The 17666-nt window shown below is 71.9% G+C and carries 14 protein-coding genes; 5 read left to right on the top strand and 9 right to left on the bottom strand.

Translation table 11 applies throughout. The features are described from left to right. Window positions 1-497: 497 nt before the first annotated feature. The gene (locus POL25_RS30270; protein ID WP_272089731.1) at window positions 498-1670 is read left to right on the top strand and encodes a tetratricopeptide repeat protein; all 1173 of its coding nucleotides are present in this window, start codon (window positions 498-500) and stop codon (window positions 1668-1670) included. A gap of 219 nt (window positions 1671-1889) precedes the next feature. Here the strand turns inward: POL25_RS30270 and POL25_RS30265 are convergent, their stop codons facing one another. From POL25_RS30265 to POL25_RS30245, 5 genes are all read right to left on the bottom strand, one after another. Then, entirely contained in the window at window positions 1890-3470 is a 1581-nt protein-coding gene (locus POL25_RS30265) for a right-handed parallel beta-helix repeat-containing protein (RefSeq protein ID WP_272089730.1), read from the bottom strand. A 472-nt stretch (window positions 3471-3942) separates the two neighbouring features. After that, window positions 3943-5079: a BPSS1187 family protein gene (locus tag POL25_RS30260; protein WP_272089729.1), complete on the bottom strand. Its 1137-nt coding sequence runs from the start codon at window positions 5077-5079 to the stop codon at window positions 3943-3945. Between the two features lie 82 nt (window positions 5080-5161). Beyond that, on the bottom strand, window positions 5162-5866 hold the full coding sequence (locus POL25_RS30255) for a glutathione S-transferase N-terminal domain-containing protein (RefSeq protein ID WP_272089728.1): 705 nt from the start codon (window positions 5864-5866) through the stop codon (window positions 5162-5164). 85 nt (window positions 5867-5951) lie between these two features. Beyond that, window positions 5952-7397, bottom strand: a complete 1446-nt coding sequence (locus tag POL25_RS30250; RefSeq protein WP_272089727.1) for a DUF1552 domain-containing protein — start codon at window positions 7395-7397, stop codon at window positions 5952-5954. A gap of 26 nt (window positions 7398-7423) precedes the next feature. Then, on the bottom strand, window positions 7424-9532 hold the full coding sequence (locus POL25_RS30245; RefSeq protein ID WP_272089726.1) for a DUF1588 domain-containing protein: 2109 nt from the start codon (window positions 9530-9532) through the stop codon (window positions 7424-7426). A 443-nt stretch (window positions 9533-9975) separates the two neighbouring features. Between POL25_RS30245 and POL25_RS30240 the strand changes: the two genes are divergently transcribed. Beyond that, window positions 9976-10947: an STAS domain-containing protein gene (locus tag POL25_RS30240; protein WP_272089725.1), complete on the top strand. Its 972-nt coding sequence runs from the start codon at window positions 9976-9978 to the stop codon at window positions 10945-10947. Between the two features lie 138 nt (window positions 10948-11085). Continuing rightward, complete coding sequence (locus tag POL25_RS30235) at window positions 11086-12363, top strand: hypothetical protein (protein WP_272089724.1); 1278 nt, start codon at window positions 11086-11088, stop codon at window positions 12361-12363. 17 nt (window positions 12364-12380) lie between these two features. Here POL25_RS30235 and POL25_RS30230 read toward each other — a convergent pair whose 3' ends face one another. After that, on the bottom strand, window positions 12381-13127 hold the full coding sequence (locus POL25_RS30230; protein ID WP_272089723.1) for a hypothetical protein: 747 nt from the start codon (window positions 13125-13127) through the stop codon (window positions 12381-12383). 464 nt (window positions 13128-13591) lie between these two features. On the opposite strand from POL25_RS30230, the gene POL25_RS30225 reads away from it, so the two are divergent. Beyond that, the gene (locus POL25_RS30225) at window positions 13592-14239 is read left to right on the top strand and encodes a hypothetical protein (protein WP_272089722.1); all 648 of its coding nucleotides are present in this window, start codon (window positions 13592-13594) and stop codon (window positions 14237-14239) included. A gap of 165 nt (window positions 14240-14404) precedes the next feature. Here POL25_RS30225 and POL25_RS30220 read toward each other — a convergent pair whose 3' ends face one another. The 3 genes from POL25_RS30220 to POL25_RS30210 all read right to left on the bottom strand — a co-directional run bounded on the left by POL25_RS30220 (window position 14405) and on the right by POL25_RS30210 (window position 16662). Further along, window positions 14405-15289: a sigma-70 family RNA polymerase sigma factor gene (locus tag POL25_RS30220; protein WP_272089721.1), complete on the bottom strand. Its 885-nt coding sequence runs from the start codon at window positions 15287-15289 to the stop codon at window positions 14405-14407. Next, window positions 15276-15743, bottom strand: a complete 468-nt coding sequence (locus POL25_RS30215) for a carboxymuconolactone decarboxylase family protein (protein ID WP_272089720.1) — start codon at window positions 15741-15743, stop codon at window positions 15276-15278. Before POL25_RS30215 ends, POL25_RS30220 begins: the two co-directional genes overlap by 14 nt. A 157-nt stretch (window positions 15744-15900) precedes the next feature. Then, a complete protein-coding gene (locus tag POL25_RS30210; RefSeq protein WP_272089719.1) occupies window positions 15901-16662 on the bottom strand; it encodes an SDR family NAD(P)-dependent oxidoreductase in 762 nt (253 codons plus the stop codon). Window positions 16663-16695: 33 nt separating this feature from the next. Between POL25_RS30210 and POL25_RS30205 the strand changes: the two genes are divergently transcribed. Beyond that, the gene (locus POL25_RS30205) at window positions 16696-17649 is read left to right on the top strand and encodes an AraC family transcriptional regulator (protein WP_272089718.1); all 954 of its coding nucleotides are present in this window, start codon (window positions 16696-16698) and stop codon (window positions 17647-17649) included. Window positions 17650-17666: the final 17 nt, after the last annotated feature.

The following is a 17666-nucleotide window of genomic DNA, read 5'->3' as shown; positions in this document are numbered from 1 at the left end:
GGCCGCCCATTCGCGCTCTGGCGCGAGATTCACGGCACAAGGGCGGGTTGAGGTTCTGGGCCCCCAGGTCGTGCGCGGGGCCGTCGGGGATCGCATCATCGCTTGCGCGCGCCGGCCCCGAGGTCGCGGGGTGTGGACATTCGCTTGCTGCGAATGCGACGACGCTCGCCGGGTGAGGTCGCTGCGCGCCGGGGATCGCGGGTCGCGCGACCGAGCTTGCTTTCATCGCCGCAAGCCCCGGACGAATGGCCGGGCGAGCTCGACGCTCCGCGCGCCGGGCAGCCGCGCGAGGCGAGCCTGCGCGCGAGGGCGCGGCGAGCGTACGCGCACGCGCACGTGCGATATGCGGGCAGAGAGATTCATCGCTGCGTCGCCGGTATCCGCAGGGCGCCGAGCGCCATACAAGGCCCGCGGCCAGATTTTCGTTGACGTGGCCGCGGACCTGGTCTTTTCATGGCGGGGTGCGCCGCAGGGGTCGCTGTTTTCGTTTCGCCGCCATGCTCTCGCTCGCGCTGGCGGGCTGTCACAAGGAGTCGTCCTCGGCGGCTCCGGCCGACGACTCGTGCTTCGGCGCGCAATGCGTCGAGCAGGCCGAGGCGGCCATGTTCTACAAGGATTACGACAACGCGCGCGAGCCGTTGACGGCGGTTTGCGAGAAGAACGACGGGTTCCAGTGCTTCCGCCTGGCGGAGCTGTACCAGACGGGGCGCGGCGGGCCGGTCGACCTGGTCAAGGCGGCGGAGGTGTACGAGAAGTCGTGCGCGAACGACTACCCGGAGGCGTGCGAGCGCCGCTCGGACCTGGCGCGCGAGGGCACGGGCACGCCGCAGATCGAGCTCGAGTACGCGACCAAGGCGTGCACGGGCGGGCGGCCGGCGGCGTGTACGCGGGCGGCCCAGCAGCTTCACACCGGCCGCGGGGTCGAGGCCGACGTGGCGCAGGCGATCGAGATGTATCAGAGCGGCTGCAAGCTCGGCGACATCGACGGCTGCACCGGGGTCGGCGACCTGCTGTTCGCGCAGAGCTCGGCCGACGCCAAGATGCGCGGGGTGAACGCGTACATCAACGCGTGCGTCGGTCACAGCGCGTACGGCTGCTTCAAGGCCGGCATCGCGTTCCACGACGGCACCGGGACCCGGCGCGACGTGGCGCGGGCCGAGCAGCACTTCGCCAAGGCGTGCGAGTGGCAGAACGACGACGCGTGCCACGTGGCCAAGCAGCTGAGCGCGTCGGGGGGCAAGCCGGTCGAGCTCGAGCTGACGACCAAGGCGGCCGAGCTGGACGCGGGCGGGCTGCAGACGCGCGACCTGGCGTGCCGCATGGTCGCGCAGGGCGAGCCGGCGCTGGCGAAGGTGGTCGCGGGGGTGGCGAAGGGCAAGCCCTCGCTCGACTCGTGCGCGAAGGAAGGCGCGGCGCTGGCGGTCAAGTGGGAGTTCGAGGACGGCAAGCTGCTGCAGGCCAAGGTGGTCGGCAAGGCGCCGAAGCCGTTGAAGGAGTGCGTGGCCTACGTGCTGCGCAAGAAGGCCAAGTTCTCGCACTCGGGCACGTGCTCGGCGGTGCTGCTGCTCGGCGATCCCGACGGCGCGGCCAAGGCCCTGGCGGCGCGGGCCAGCGCGCCGGTCGACGACGGGCGCAGGCACGTGCGCATGAGCCTCGAGGACGAGGAGTAGCCGCGGAGTCGGGGCGACGCCCCGGGGCTCGAAAGCGGGCGATCGCCGCCCGCCTCGCCGCGCACGAGCCGATCTCGCGGTGCCAGCAATCGTCGGAGCGCCGCCAGCCGAGCGCGCAGCAGTCGGCGGTTCGGGGTGGCGGCCATGCGCGCGAGCTCGGGGGCTTCGAAGCGCAGGCCCCCGGTACGCGCCGGGGGCCCGGCTTCGGGCCTGGCGAGGCTAGCGACGGCGGCGGCGGGCCGTAAAGCCCAGGACCGCGAGGACCGTCAGCAGGGCCCCGGGGCCGCCGCCGGCGTCGTTGCGGCAGCCGCAGCCGCCGTCGTCGTCGCCGGCCGAGCCGGTGTCGGTGTCGGTGCCGGGGTCGGTGTCGGAGGCGCCGCCGGTGGCGTCGGTCGTGCCGATGCTGCCCTCGGTGCTCGGGGCCGCGGTGGTCTCGCCGTCGCTGGTGGCGCCGTCGGTGGTGGGGTCATTCGTGGTCGGGCCGCCGGTGGTCGGGCCGTCGGTGGTCGGGCCCTCGGAGCTGGTGCCCGGCTCGCCGGTCGGATCGCCGCCGGTCGAATCGTCGCCGGTCGAATCGTCGCCGGTCGAATCGGTGCCGGTCGACGTCTCGCCGGTGGTGCCCTCGTCGACGCCGAACTCGTAGGCGCCGACGTCCGGCGCGCCGACGACCGGGCGCGACTCGGTCTGGCTCGGGTGCAGGTACTGCGAATCGGGGATCAGCGCGGCGTCGAGGGCCTCGCCGGCGTCGATCCCGGGCGCGCCGTCCAGCAGGCGATAATCGTAGCCGGAGCGGTCGACGAGGCCGGCGTCGTCGAGCTTCAGGTTGCCGAGGTCGACGACCATCGCGTTGGGGTCGCCGGTCTTGATCGGGGTGCCGGGGCCGACGAACAGGTTGTTGAGGACGTGGACCTCGGTGCCGGCCGGGGCGTCGACGAACACCGCGTTGGGCGAGCCGTCGTTGACGAAGGTGTTGTGGCTGACGAACAGCCGCAGGTCGGGGTTGGTGCCGCCCTCGCCCTTGTAGAAGATGATGCGGTTCTTGTTCTCCGCCTTCGGGCCCTTCTGGATCAGGTTGCCGATCACGTACGAGAGGCCGCCCTGCGGCAGGTCGATCAGCGCCGAGCCGTTGCCGTCGGCCTCCTCCATCAGGCGGTTGTAGACGATGTGGTTCTCGAGCGCGCGCGACTTGACGGCGTGGCCCGACTTGACGTGGTGCGAGTAGTTGCCGCGGAACACGAACTTCGGCGCGGTGCCGATGTAGATGTTGTGCTCGTAGCCGGCCTCGCCGTTGAAGGCGAACTCGGAGTATTCGACGGTCATCGCCCCGTCGCCGGCGAGGATGCCGTTCTGGTTGTCGTGGAAGTAGCAGTTGCGGACGGTGAGGTCGGTGCCCTGGGCGCGGATGCCGGCGCCGTTGTTGCCGTCGCCCTGGCTGATCTTCGAGCCGGAGAACTCGATGTTCTCGACGGTGACGGGGCCGACGCCGGCCTCGACGACGAAGATGCCCTTCTTGTTGGGCGGCGGGACGGTGGCGCGCAGGTGCGGGCGGGAGTCGCCGACGCCGCGGATCGTCAGATCGCCGGTCTTGATCGACGAGATGTCGTCGACGTATTCGCCGGGATCGATCTCGATGACGTCGCCGCTCTTGGCCGCCGCGACCGCCTCCTTGACGGTCTTGTATTGCTTGCCGGCGCCGACCGACAGGGTGGCCGCCTGCGCCAGCGACGGGGCGAGCAGGCCGACGAGCGCGCCGAGGAGGACAGAGTTGGAGAGGTGAGCGTATTTGAACGAGGTCCGCATGCCAAGAATCTCCGGCCCGTTCGTGTGCCCGTCCGCGGCGCCGACGTCAAGGACGTCGCCATTCGTGAGAGTCGACGAAACGGGTCCTGGAGGCCGCGGCCGAGGCGCTCGCGGCCCCCTGTGCCGAGCGCGCAGGACGGGGTCCGCGCGCGTGAGATGTCCTGAAGAACAGATAACATGTCCTCGGGGACAGGCAGATGAGAGCGAGCTCGGGCGTGCACGGCTCGCGGTGGACGTCGCGGGGTCGATGACGCGCGCGAGTCGAGATCTTCGGCGTCGAGTCGGGCCTCGCGACCAGCGAGGGCCGCGCACGGGCGAGGGTCGCGCGGCGGGCGAGAGCTTCGCGCGTGCGAGGGCGATGCACCTGCGAAAGGCGTCGCGCAGCTTCGACCTCGGGAGCGACCGCTTCGCGGAGCCCGGCTGCGCAGGTCCGCGGGATCATGGTCAGGATGATAGGCGGACGCGGGCGGGCTCACTCGGCGCCGTACATGGCGCGCCACACCGGCGTGAACACGTAGGCGTCGGCCTCCTTGGGCGAGGCGCTGCCGGCCTGGGTCGAGACGTGGCCGTTGTCGGTCGGGGCCGAGGTGACGAGGCGGTGCGAATCCATGTAGGGCGGCTCGGCGCCGTCGACGACGAATGGTTCGCCGGGCACCAGCATGTCGGCGAAGCTCTTCAAATGGCCGGGGTGCTGGTCGTCGCCGGTGTGGGTGAAGCCCCAGAAGCGGTCGATCGGGGTCAGCGGGTCAGCCTTCAGCCACGCCTGATTGCTGTCGAGCGGGCCCGAGAGCATCACCACGCGCTCGACCGTGCGGTTCATCCCGATCACCCCCGAGCTGCTCGCGCCGTGGGAGATCCCCGAGATCACGATCTCCGACCAGCGCGGCAGGCCGTCCTCGATGAAGTACTGCCAATCGCCGCCCGGGTGCAATGCTTGCAGGTGCTCCAGCATCTTGACCACGCGCGTCTCGATGCTGTCGGCCGGCGGGATGTCGATGAACGGGTGGTGATCGACGCCCTCGAACGCCTCGAGCCGGCAGCCGCCGATGTCGTCGCCGCAGTTGCCGACGCCGTAGTTGGCGACGTAGCACGGGTGGATCACGTGGAAGCCCATGCGCGCGAGCTCGACCCCGTGGGCCTGCGAGCCGCAGGTGCTCGGCTGATCGGCGCCGTGGAGGTAGACGACCAGGCGGCCCTGCAGCGGCGCGCTGGTGTCGAGCTGGGCCAGCTGGTTGCCGAGCGCCAGCGCGGCCGCGGGGTCGGCCTCGTCGGCCTTGAACGAGAACTCGTGGAGCTTCGGGTCGGACACGTCGACGTCGGGCCCGCTCGGCATGGCCTCGGTGGTGGTGCCGGTGGTCGTCGTGGTGTCGTCGACGGTGGTGGTGCCGGTGGTCGTCGGCTCGACGGTGGTCGTCGGCCCGGTCGAGGTCGAGGTCGAAGACGAGGTGGAGGTGGTGTCGTCCGTGGCCGTGGTCGACGTGGTGTCGGCGGTGTCCGCCGTGGTCGAGGTGGTCGACGTGGTCGAGGTCGTGTCGGTGGCGGTGTCGACGGGCTCACTGCTGCACGCGGCGAGCACCAACGCCGCGCAGATCGATCGCGTGCCTGGCATGCGGCGAATATGCCAGAGACGATCGGGCACGGGCGCGCGCGCGGATCGTCGTGGTCTCACCGAGCTCTTCGCAGTGCGATCGTCACGCCGCAATTGCATACATCGGCGCGGTGCGGCCGAGTCCGTCGTGCAGGTCGCGCATGCGCTCGAACCATGCGACGACGGGATCGTCGCGCTCGAGCAGCGGCAGCGTGGTCACCGACGCTGCCCACAAGAAGATGCCGGCGGCGATGTAGTCGGCGTACCCCGCCCGATCGCCCGAGAGAAATTGTTGGCCCTGGGCGGTGAAGGTGAGGCGCAGCGGGCTCAGGGCCGCGCGCAGCTCACTCAGCTGCTCCTCGCGGCCCGCAGCTGCGGCCTCGAGGCTACGACCGAGCCGCTTCTCGCGGCTCTCGCGGAAGTACGCGCGATCGCTCGGGTGCGCGTGGTCGTGGATGTCGAGCGCGAGCATCGGCAGCAGCAGCGGCGCGAGGGCGCCGAACAGCCACGCCTCGGTGAATCGACACAGGGCGCGCTCGGCTGGCCCGGAGAACAGGGGCGGGCGATCGGGGTAGTGGGTGTCGAGGAAGTCGGCGATGGCCCACGAGTCGTGCACGACGCGGCCGTCGTCGTCGAGGATCGGCAAGGTCCGGTGCGCGCCGCCGTAGAGCTGCTGGATGTCGAGGAAGCCGTGGGGGCGCGCCTCGAACTCGAGGCCCTTGTGGGCCAGCGCGTACTTGCTGCGCCAGCAGTACGGGCTCAGGCGGCGGTCGTCGAGGCAAGCGAGGTCGTGGAGGATCCGTGGCACCGCGGGCGATGGTGGCGGAAGCTCCGGCGGCGGACAAGCGGGCGACGCCGCCGGGATCGCGCGCGATGACGGACGGCGCGCGGGGTCAGCTCCACACCTCGGCGAGCGGGCCCTCGGCGATGCGCGTGACCGGGTTGCTGTGGCCGAAATCGTCGGTGGGCAGGCCGGCGCCGTGGAGCAGCGAGTTGAAGAGGTTGGAGGTCTGACGATTGTTCTCGTGGCCGCTCTTCGGATAGGTGACGCTGCGGCCGTCGGTCTTGAAGCCCATGTTGTTGCCGCCGAGCATGAGCATGGCCCACTCCTCGGCGTTCGAGTGGTGCTTCTCGCCGTTGTCGGACATGTAGAGGAGCAGGGTGTTGTCGAGCATGGTGCCGCCCTGCTCGGGGCGGGCGGCGAGGGCCCGAGCCATGCGCGCCATCTCGCCGATCCCGCGGCTGGTGACCTCGTGCAGGGTCTCGTAGAACGCGGGGCTCTCGCCGTGGCGCAGGTCGTGGCCGCCGATCACTTGTTTGGAGGGGTAGAAATCGGACAGGCTGGGGTATTCCAGCGACCAGTAGTAGCTGCCGGCGCCGAACGAGACCACTGCGACATTGGTGAGACCGGACAGCAGCGAGGCGGTGGCGATGTCGGCTTGCAGGCGCAGCTGCTCGAGCGGGTCGCCCGAGGCGTAGGGGTCGGGGTCGGACTCGCCGGGACCGAGCGGCTTGTTGGCCTGCAGCGCGCCCTTCATGCCGAGGATCTGGTCGTTGCGGGCCAGCATCGTCAGCAGCGAGGCCTCGTAGGTCTCGAGCTTGTCGCGCCCGCGCTTCGAGCCGCCGAAGCCTTTGAGCTCGCGCATGACGTCCTCGAGCGCGAACTCCAGCAGCTGCTTGCGGCTCTCGAACTCCTCGCCGGCCTCGCCGGAGGCGACCGAGCCGAACAGCGAGGCGAACGAGGCGGCGGGACTGAGCAGCAGCGGGGCCGGCTTGCCGGCATCGAAGGCGCAGCTGGAATAATTGAGCGGGGTCGTGGCGGCGCCGACGCCGATGCGAATGGCGTCGAACGGGGTGTTGCCGCGGACCTCGGGGATGGCCGAGAGCACGGTCTCGATGGTCGGCCCGGCGGGTCCGCCGGCGGCCTGCGAGGCGCTCAGGGCCCCGAAATCGGTGGAGTGGCCGCCGCCCAGGTAGGTGCCCGACAATCCGAGCACCAGGCAGGCGCGCTCGACCAGCGAGATGTCGTCGTCCTTGGCGGCCAGCGCGGCGAGCGAGCGCGCCTCGGCGAGCGGGGCCGCGGACACGAGGACCGGATCGTCGTGGCCGTAGTCGCGGTTGCTCTCGATCGGCTTGCCGGCGTAACCCTCGAGGGTCTCGAGCGTCAGTGGGTCGCGCACGCACTCGGGGCGGATGCCGTTGCCCTCGAGGAAGATGACGATCCGGCGCGGGTCGCCGTCGGCGGCGCGGGTGGGGCGGCCGGTCAGGGCGGCGCCGCCGAACAGGCCGGCGCCGGTCAAGAGGCCCGCGGTGGTGAGGAAATTACGACGCGTGAACATGATGGGTCTCCGGTCGGCGTCGCCGCTCACTCGGGCACGCGGGTCTGGAAGCTGTCGCTGTTGAAGAGGGCGATCAGCAATTCGGCGAACGAGCCGTCGCTGTCGTCGTAGGCGGTCTCCATGGCCACGAGGGTGCAGCCGTCGTGCATCGTCTCCTCGCGGCCGGCGAAGAAGCGGAAGGCCTGGCGCACGAAGCAGCGCTTGGCGTACTTGGAGCCGGCGAAGCGCACGCTCATGTCGATCGCGCTGGTCACCGGGCCGTCGAGCTCGGGCGCGGGCATGTTGGCGAGCACGCTGGTGCCGTTCGGCGCGGCGCCGTGATCCTCGATGCGGAGGAAGCCGGCGTGGTTGTAGATCTCGAACGGATAGCCGAGCGGGTTCATCATCTGGTGGCAACCGGCGCAGTACGGGTCCGCGTCGATCTGCTCGGAGATCCGCTGGCGCGCCGACTGCTCGCGCGACGCCTCGGACAGCATGGCGTCGACGTTGAGCGGCAGGTCGGGGATGTTCTGGCACAGCAGCTCTTCGCGGATCCACTTGCCGCGATGGACCAGGTTGGGGTCGTTCTCGAACGACAGCGAGTGCGCGCCGAGCCACGCCGGGTGGGTGAGCACGCCGGCGCGCTCGTTCTCGGGCAGCTGCTTCCAGCGGGCCTCGCGGGTCTGCGCGGTGATGCCCGCGACGCCGTAGACGCGGGGCGAGTCGGCGGTCGAATTGGAGATGGAGCTCTCGCCCTCCTGATAGCCGGCGTTGGCGGGGGTGTAGAACAGGCGCGAGGTCAGCAGCTGGGCGAACACGTCCTGGTCGGCGGCGACGATGCGGGCGATCATGTCGTCGAGCTGGGTGACGAGGGTGTTCTCGGTGCCGTAGATGCCGGAGACGGTGTTTTGGTAACTGAGCTCGGTGGTGCCGACCTCCCACCAGGCGGAGGTCTTGGCGGTCTCGACCTTCGGCGGCTTGTCGGCGAGGCCGGCGTAGTCGAGCCATTCGCGGAAGAAGGCGCGCACGCCGGTGGCCATCCAGTACTCGCCCTGGTTCTCCCACCACCGGGCGTCGCGGTCCTCGAACAGGAGGTCGCGGCGCTCCTCGTCGAGGCCGCCGAAGTGGGCGCGGACCAGCGCGGCGACGACCTCGGGGTCCTGGATCGTGCCGTCGGCGGCGGCGTCGAGGAAGTCGCCGAGGTCACCATCGACGTCGCCCTTGGTGTAGCCGGCCTCGTAGTAGCGATTGACGCTCGGGGTCCCGGCGGGCGCCCGCGTGAGGGCGTAGGCGATCGCCTGCGCGAGCTCCCAGTCGCCGAGCCGCAGGCGCCCGTGCTCGTCGGGCTCGCCGGCGCCGAGCTCGGGCCGATACAGCGCGGCGGTGGTCATCCACGCGGCGGCGGCGATCCGCTTGATGGTGGCCGGCCGCTGGGCGACGTCGGCCTCGCCCGCGAGCACGGTGTCGGCGAACTCGCGCAGCGCGGCCGCCTGCTCGTCACCGGCGGGGCGGTACACCGCTCCGTATTCGAGGTAGCGGCGGACGAAGTAATCGACGCACTCGGGCGAGGGGGCGGCGTCGTTGAGGAAGCACTGACACTCGGGGTCCTCGATCACCGTGCGCACGCGGCCGGCATCCCACTTGCCGATGGCCCACGCGGTGCCGGCGCCGCCGACGACGTCGAGGTAGAGCGAGAGCACGCTGGGGTCGAGCGCCTCGCCGTCGCTGTAGGTCGAATAGCGGTGGGAGGCCCGCGGATACAGCGGATTGTTGGCGAGGTTGGTGCCGGTCCAGCTGCCGACGCTGCGGGTCCACTCCTGGCGGTCGAGCAGCCGCAGGTCGGCCGGCGGCAAGGCAGGGCGATCGTCGCAGGTGAACAGGAGGTTCTGGTCGAGCGCGTTGCCGGACGGCTCGCCAGGAGGCTCGCCGGTGTCGCCGGTGTCGCCGGTGTCACCGGTGGGATCGGTGCCGCTCGAGGTGGGGCCCGGGCCGGTGTCGCCGGTGGTCGGGGCGCCGGTGCCGGCGGTGGCGCCGGTGCTGGCGTCGGCGGTGGCGCCAGGGTCGGCGTCGGTGGCGACGTCGCCGCCCTGCGGGCAGCCGAGCGCGACGAGCACCGGCAAGAGGAGCGAGCGCTGGAGCGGCGACAGGCGTGGCACCGGACGACGCTATCACGCGCATGTGCGCAGGTCGGGACGCGCGCGGCGGCGGGTCGGGAGTTTTGCCGAGGGCCGGCAGGCCCGTGGGCGAGATGCCGAGGGCATCTGCGCGCGCTGCATGGTGGACGATGAATTCCGCGCGCGGTGGTGCTGACATTGCCGGCGCGCTGGCGCGCTCGCCAATCGAGTCAGTCCCAGGAGTGTGATGATAGGAGTCGCAGCGGCCAGTCGCGCCGTGATCCCGCGGAGACGGGTGCGCGGCGGCGGTGGGGACGCCCGTGAAGCCGGCCTGGAGGTCCCCTTGGCCCGGATTGCTCGCATTCCCGGGCGGGCGCGGGCGTGCCTGCGGGTGCAGGCTCGGGAGGGCCCGCGCGGGGGGTGACTTCGCGCAACGGGGGGTCGCAACGGCGGACCGGGGGGTCGGTTATCGTCGCGGTGCAACCATGGAAGAGGCACCGACCGACGCCGACCTGCGGGCCGAGAACGAGGAGCTCCGCGGCCGGGTCGCCCGGCTCGAGCGCGCGGCGCAAGAGGTGCAGCGCGCGCACGCGGAGCGGCTGAAGCTGGCGACGGCGCTCGAGAACATCTACCGCGGGGTGCCCGACCTGTTCTTCCAGATGCGCCTCGACGGCACGATCACCCATTATCTGGCAAGCCCGTCGACGCCGATGTACGTGGGGCCGGAGGCGTTCCTCGGCAGGCGCATGCAGGACGTGCTGCCGGCGGAGATCGGGGCACAGTTCGAGGCGACGTTCGCGGAGGCGGCGGGGCCGGCGGGCAAGGCCCGCCTCGAGTACGCGCTCGAGCTGGACGGCGCGACCGAGTGGTACGAGGCGCGGGTGATCCGGGTCGGCGAGGACGGGCTCATCAAGGTGGTCCGCTGCATCAGCGAGCAGCGGCGCGACCGCGAGGCGGTGCTGCGCCTCAACGTCGAGCTCGAGGAGCGGGTGCGCCAGCGGACGGCCGAGCTCGAGGTGGCGACGGCCGAACACGTGGCGCTGCAGCAGCAGGTGATCGAGGCCCAGCGGGCGACGCTGCTGGCGCTCTCGACCCCGCTGGTGCCGATCGCGGAGCGCGTGGTGGCGGTCCCGCTGGTCGGTGATTTCGACGGCGACCGGGCCGGTCGATTGTTGGAGGCGATCCTCGAGGGCGTGCAGGCGCGGCGGGCCGGGTTCGTGTTGCTCGACGTCACCGGGGTGCCGCAGGTCGACGAGGTCGCGGCGCGGGCCCTGGCGGACGTCGGCCGCGCGGTGCGGCTGCTCGGCGCGGAGCTGGTGCTCACGGGCATCGGGCCGGAGGTAGCGAGCGCGCTCGTCGAGCTCGGGGTCGAGTTCGGCGGCGTGCGCACGCTGCCGAGCCTCGAGCACGGGATCGCGTACGCGATGCAGGCGTCGGCGCGGCCGGTTCGCAGATAGAAGACGTGCCTCGAGGCGATCGTTACACCGATCATTGGCGGAGCGCCGATCGGTACGAAAGCGCGCGACTTGGCGACGTCGGCACGTCGGTGCGACGGCGCGGGAAATATTCGCAGGAGCGGGGTGGTTGGAGGGGCCATGCTTCGAAAACCTCGTGGTGGGGCGCGCCGCTCGGGCGCGTCGCTGGTGGCGTGCATCTGTGTGTTCGGGGCGACCGGCTCCGCCGGGGCCAGCGAGGTGTCGTTCGACGCTCGCGTGCGCTACGCGATCCTCGACGAGGACGGCGCGGCCCTGAGGACCCTCGACGACGCCGACCGCCAGGGCCTGCTCAATCGGGCCCGCTGCGAGTGCGGTGCGCCGATCCAGGCCGAAGTCTCGACCGTCGGCGGGGCGGGCGATCCGACGCGGACGATCTTCGGGTTTGTCGGCAATCGCTGCGACAGCCGCGAGGCCGCGGAGGGGCGCAACGGGCTGTGTAGTATCCTGCTCGAGGAGCCGGTGGCGAAGTTCCGGACCGGCTTCACGGCGCTGTTTCATCCGGCGTTCCTGGGCAGCTACGTCGAATCGGCGCAGCGCCGCGCGGACTCGCCGTACACCACGCTGGCGCGCGGCTGCGAGGGCGAGGGCGAGGGCGGGGTGTGGCTGTGCGACCCGGCGGCGAATGGGGTCACCGGCTGTCAGGCGGAGGATTTTGTGTACGATCCGGAGACGGCGGAGTCCGGGGTGCTGCGCTACGACTTCGAGCCGCCGCACCAGCTGCCGCACGGGCTGCGGGCCGAGCCGCGGGCCGACGGCGTGCTGCTGCGGTGGGAGCTGCCCGATGCGCGTGACATCGCCGGCTTTCGTGTGCTGTGCGAGACCGACTGGCAGTACTCGGCGGAGCTTGAATTTCCCGCGCCCGCGCGCGACGCGGTGGCCGACGGGACGGGCTGGTACACAGTCGCCAGCGTGTGCGGGGGCGAGCCGCAGGCGCTGGTCAAGGTCGACCGCGATATGCCGGCGTTCTGCGGCGACGGCCGCGTCGACGCGGGCGAGGAGTGCGACGAGGGCACGCAGAACTCCGACGCCGGGCTGTGCAGCGACACCTGTCAGCTGTGCGTCAGCCGGGAGATGCAGCGGCTCGACTGGAGCCGGGTGTGCAGCGGCTTCATCGCGCCCGACCAGACCTCGGTGCTCGTCACCGGGCTCGACCCCGGCTCCGGTCACGTGTTCGCGCTGGTCGCCCACGACGCCGCCGGCAACGCCCGCGCGCTCGGGCAGCTGGCGACCGTCGATCCGTACGAGCCCGCCGAGCTGGACGACACCGAAGGGTTCATGGGCTTCTGCGCCGTGAGTCCCGAGGGACATGGCGCATGGGGCATGTCCCTCGGGCTATGTGCCGTGCTGACCCTGCTGCGCCGGCGGCGACGCGGGTAGCGTTCGCGGACGTGGGCTCAGCCGTCGGTGAGGCGGCGGCCGGCCTGGCTGGCGGCGTAGACCTCGACGCGCACGGACTGCAGCAGACCGTCGGGCACGAGGCCCATCGCCGAGGAGCCGGGGTCGAGCTCGAACGCGTCCTCGTCGACCTCGAGGCGGTCGCGCAGGTCGACGGTCGCCAGCGGGTGCCAGTCGTCGCCGAGCGCCTCGCCCTGCAGCTCCAGGCAGAAGATCGCCTTGCGCTTGGCGACCGCGAGCTCGAGCCGCCGGTTGCGGTCGGCGCCCGCGGGGGCGGGCTGGAGCGAGACGAGGCGCAGGCGGACCTGGCCGAGCCCCTCGAGGCGGTAGGGCAGGAGCGAATAATAGGAGTTGTCGAGGTAATCACCGGTGTCGGTGGCGAGCGCGGCGATCGGCATGCGCAGGAGCGAGGTCGCGGTGACGAACGAGAGGTCCTGGTCGCCGGGCAGGCGGCGCAGGGTGGTCTCGTCGTTGCCGCGGACCCGCACGCTGACGCCCAGCAGGTCGGGCCGGCGGCGGCCTTGCGGCCAGCGCCACAGCGCGCCCGAGAGGCGCACGAGCGCGACCCCGGCGAGCCGCTTGGCCAGCGGCCTGAGGGCGGCGTGCTGCGCGGCGGGCTCGACCTCGGCCCGGTAGAGCACGCCGTCGGGGTGGAAGATCCGGTCGCGGCGGAGCGCGCTGGCGACGAACGCGGCCGGGGCCAGCGCCACGCCGAGGACTCGTCCGATGTAATTGGAAATGCTCATGGCTGCCTCCGGCGAATCAAGATGCGGCGGCGACTGGGGCGCGCGCGGGCGCAGGATCGCCCTGAGGCCCGCATGGGGGCAGGATCGCGGCCGGCGGGGGGAATGTCGGCGATCGTCTTGATGGGTGCCGCGGTGGGGGAGGGGTCGGTGCGGAGCCGCCGCGACGATGTGGGGGCGCTCGCGGCTGTCGGCGAAATCGCGCCCGGGAGGGGCTCGCGGGCGGAATCGTGGGATGGCTTCATGGACATGTCTTGAAGGACAGCCGATGACGAGAGCGGGCCGACGCGGCGCGGGGTTTGTCCCGGGTGTGTGGGCGCGAGCGGGCGCGCGAGCAACTCGAGGCGGCGGCGGGGGCCCCGGGCGCGGCGGGCGGGCTCCGCGGGCCCGTACAGCGCGACGTGCGCGAGGTTCGCGGGCGGCCGATGACACTGCGGAGCGCCTCGCCTATGCTGGCCGCGACCGTCATGAAGCCCGTGATCTTGCCGCTCGGTTGTTGTCTCGTCGCTTGCGGGCTCGTGGCGGATCTGGGGCATGAGCGCGAGCCCGCGATCGTCACCGCCTCGCTGGTGATCGGCGCCGGCGGGCAGGAGCGCGAGTTCGGCGGCGAGCGCGAGGCGTGGGCCGACGACCCGACAGCGTCGTGCGAGATGGACGGGACCGACAACGAGCACACGGGGGCGTTCAATCGCAGCTTCGCGCTGGCGATGGCGGCCGACGCCGGCGATCCGCTGGCCTTCGGCGTCGCCCTCGAACTGAACGAGCGCGGGGTGTGGCAGGCCGATATCGGGCTGTACGCCGCGGGTTTCGACGGGTGGAGACCCGCCGAGGATTGCCAGCTCGAGCTCGACGAATGGGACTACGAGGCGCGGTTCTTCTCGTTCACCGTCGATTGCAGGTTCACGCGGGACGGCGAGGCGGACGTGGTGGTGGTCGGCGAGCTGCGGGCCGAGCGGTGCTTCGATCGCGGGGCGGCGTCGCTCGAGCTCGCCAAGTCGATCGTCAAGGAGGGCTCGCAGGTGGCGCTGGAGCTCGGCCGGGCGCTGGTCGCCGATCCAGCAGGCTTCGCCCGCACGATCGCGCTGCTGCCGCTGTACGCCGCGGGCGGGCACTGACGGCGCAGAGCCGGGACGTATCGCTTCGACTCGGTCGCGGAGGGGCTGCGGTCGTGCCGGCGGCGCGCTATCCGGGATGGTCGAGAGGACATGTTCTATAGAGCATGTCGCTTAGAGAATGTCCGAGTGGACAAGTCGTGGAGGACATGTCCTTATGGACAGTCGCTATAACTCGTCGGCGGCGGCCAGCGCGGCGGCGACGTGGCGCAGCTTGTCCGGGTTGCGGACGATGTAGATCGCGGTGATTCGACCGTCCACGAGCTCGAGCGCGGTGGTCTGCAGCACGTCGCCGCGGTCGAAGCTGGCGTAGCCGGGCAGGCCGTCGATGACGAGCGGGCGCAGCAGCACGGGCGGGGACTTGAACTTGCGGTAAAGGCCGGCGAACAGGCGGAGCACCCGCTGGAGCCCGCGGATCGGGTTGCGGAAGGCGACCACCCGGCCGCCGCCGTCGGCGTGGATCACGACGTCCTCGGCGAGCATCGCCTGCAGGGCCTGCACGTCGCCGTCGCGCGAGGCGACGAAGAAGGCGCGGGCGATCCGGTCGGCCTCGGCCGGCTCGACGCGGTAGCGCGGGCGGGCCGTCTGCACGTGCTTGCGCGCGCGGGCGGCCAGCTGGCGGACGGCGGCGGCGTCGCGGTCGAGGGTGCTGGCGACCTCGCCGAGGGCGACGCCGAACACGTCGTGGAGCAGGAAGGCGGCGCGCTCGAGCGGCGAGAGGCGCTCGAGCGCGAGCATCAGGGTGAGCGTCAGGTCGTCGTCGGCGTCGCTCGACTCGGGGGCGAGCAGCGGCTCGGGCAGCCAGGCGCCGACGTACTCCTCGCGCCGCGCTCGCGCGGACTTCATGCGATCGAGGCACAGGCGCGCGACGATCTGCTTGAGGTAGGCGGCGGGAGCGTCGACGGGGGCCTCGACCTTGCGCCACCGCAGCCAGGCGTCCTGGACGATGTCCTCGGCCTCGGCGAGCGAGCCGAGCATGCGATAGGCGAGGCGCAGCAGGCGGGGCCGCTGCGCCTCGAAGGGATCGATGGTGGCGTCGTCAGCCGGCTGCACTCGCAGGCTCCGCGGGGTGCGCCGCGCGGAAGCCGACCTGCAAGCGGTTCCACGTGTTGATCGAGCCGATCAGGAGCGTCAGGTGGACCTGCTCGGCCTCGTTGAACTGGGCCTTGACCAACTCGTAGTCGCTGTCGGGGGCGCCGGTGTCGGCGACGCGCGTGAGGGCCTCGGTCCAGGCCAGGGCGGCGCGCTCGCGCGGGGTGTAGAGGGACGACTCGCGCCACGCGTTGAGCATGTAGAGCCGCATCTCGGTCTCGCCGGACTTGCGGGCGTCGGTGGCGTGCAGGTGGATGCAGTAGGCGCAGCCGTTGATCTGCGAGGCGCGCATCCTCACCAGCTCCATCAGGCTGTGCTCGAGGCCGCTCGCCTTGAAGCTCGCCTCGAGGGCCATCAGCGCCTTGGTGCTTTCGGGGGCGAGTTTGAACGGGTTGCTCTGCAGTCGTGGGGTCATGTTCGTCTCCTGCGTGGCTTCTGCACGCTCGAGGACAAGACGAGACAGGGCCCGACGGTTGTGACACGGGCGCGGATTTTTTTGTACGCCGGTGTTGGCGGCGAGGGGCCCGCGGCGGGGCCATGACCCACCGCACGGGCCCGAGCGGGGCGCGCGCTCACCAGGGGAGGGTGCCGTCGCCGTCGACGAAGCTGCCGCTCGGCGCCTGCGTCGTCGTCGCCTTGAGCACCATGCGGGCGCCCTCGTCGGGGGTGCCGGTGCCGCTGTGGTCATTGAGGTCGGTGGCGATGAAGCCGGGGTTGACGACGCGCACGGCGATGCCCTCGGGGCGCAGCTCGTTGGCGAGGGCCACGGTGAGCGCGTTGAGGGCGGTCTTGGAGGAGTTGTAGCCGAACACCGGCCAGCGCGAGAGGCCGCTCGCGGGGTCCGACTGGAGGGCGAGCGAGCCGAGGCCGCTGCCGACCATGACGATCTGCGCGGCCGGGGCGGCGCGCAGCAGCGGCAAGAAGGCGCGAGTGACCCGGAGCGGGCCGAACAGGTTGACTTCGTAGGTGGCGCGCAGGACCTCGAGGCGGATCAGCGTCGGCGGGCCCTCGCCGTCCTTGATGCCGATGGCGGCGTTGTTGATGAGGAGGTCGAGCCGCCCGGTGGCAGCGCCGACGAGCGCGGCCGCGGCGGCGACGTTGGCGTCGTCGGTGACGTCGAGCGGCAACCAGCGCACGTCCCCGTGCCCGGCCAGCTCGGCGACCGCGGCCCGCCCGCGCGCCTCGGCGCGGCTGCCGAGCCAGGTCGTGTAGCCGAGCCCGGCCAGCTGCCGCGCCACCGCCAGGCCGATGCCCTTGTTGGCGCCCGTGACCACTGCGTGCTTCCTGTCGTTCGTCATGCCCTCGGTGTACGTCGGCGCGGCGGGACTGGCCATGATGTTTCGTCTCGATTAGTTTATGCGGCGTCCATGAGCGAGGAACACGGCGACCCACTGGCGGACATCGTCGCGCTGCTGCGCCCGCGCGCGGTGGTGTCGGCGAGCCTCGAGGCGCGCGGGCCGTGGGCGATCCGCCTGGAGGCGTACCCGCACGTGAAGTTCGGCACGGTCGTCGCGGGCCGCTGCCTGATCGCGCTGACGGGCCGCCGTCGCCCGCTCCGCTGCGAGGCCGGCGATTTCTTCATGCTGAGCGATCCGCCGGCGTACGTGATGGCGAGCGCGCTGACGGCCCCGCAGCGCGCGGCCGGACCGCTGTTCGCGGCGGCGGTCGACGGGAGGGTCCGCCTCGGGGCGCCGCCGGCAGCGTTGACTTCGCATATCGTGGGTGGGCACTTCGCGTTCGACCCGAGCAACGCCCACCTGCTGGTGGCCGCGCTGCCGCGGATGATGCGGGTGCCGGCGAGCGAGGCGGGGGCGCTGCGCGAGCTGACGGGGCTGCTGGCGCGCGAGGTGGGCGAGCGCTCGCCGGGGCGCGCGCTGGTGCTGGACCGGCTGGCGCAGGTGATCCTCGTGCAGGCGATGCGCCAGCTGGGGGCGGCCGACATGCGGCGCCGCGCGAGCTGGCTGCGCGCGCTGAGCGATCCGCAGATCGGGGCGGCGCTGCGGCAGATCCACGCCGATGTGCGCACGCGCTGGACGCTGGACGCGCTGGCGCAGGCGGTCGGGATGTCGCGCTCGGCGTTCGCGCTGCGGTTCACGCGACTGGTCGGGAAGCCGCCGCTCGAGTACGCGATCGCGTGGCGCATGCAGCTGGCCCGCGACGCGCTGCGCACCGGCGATCGTGCAGTGGGCGAGCTGGCGTTCGCGCTGGGCTATGCGTCGGAGAGCGCGTTCAGCACGGCGTTCCGCCGCGAGGAGGGCGAGTCGCCGCGGGCGTTTCGCCAGCGGGCGCGCGCCGAGGGGGCCGCGAGCGAGGTCGGGTGACCGCGGGCCGGCGGGCT

The organism is Nannocystis bainbridge (genome assembly GCF_028368995.1).
Classification (GTDB): Bacteria; Myxococcota_A; Polyangia; order Nannocystales; family Nannocystaceae; genus Nannocystis; species Nannocystis bainbridge.
The sequence above is the reverse complement of the archived record's forward strand: the minus strand, read 5'-3'. Positions and strand labels throughout refer to the sequence as shown.